Origin of the sequence: Sulfitobacter sp. HI0040, from assembly GCF_001634885.1 — a bacterium.
Taxonomy (GTDB): domain Bacteria; phylum Pseudomonadota; class Alphaproteobacteria; order Rhodobacterales; family Rhodobacteraceae; genus Sulfitobacter.
On the sequence record NZ_LWEX01000576.1, the window covers coordinates 1 to 310 of the forward strand.

The 310-nt window shown below is 63.5% G+C and carries 1 protein-coding gene; it reads right to left on the reverse strand.

All coding sequences use genetic code 11. The features are described from left to right. The coding region (locus A3728_RS21040) for a M24 family metallopeptidase (RefSeq protein ID WP_150120930.1) at positions 1-310 on the reverse strand (310 nt) is incomplete at both ends.

Genomic DNA, 310 nt, shown 5'->3' on the forward strand with positions numbered 1-310 from the left:
CGCCCCGGTGCCGGGGCGCCCGTAATGCAGCACATTGGGCGGGGCATGAAACACCCGACCCAGCCCATGGCCGCAGAAATCCGTGACGACGCTCATCCGGTGGCTTTCCGCATAGGTCTGGATCGCATGACCGATATCGCCGAAGGTATTCCCGGGCCGCACCGCATCGATGCCGCGCATCAGGCTGTCGTGGGTGACCTGAATGAGGCGCTCCGCCTTCCGGCTGAGTTTGCCCGCCACATACATCCGTGAGGTATCGCCGTACCAGCCGTCGACGATCACGGTGACGTCGATATTGAGGATATCGCCG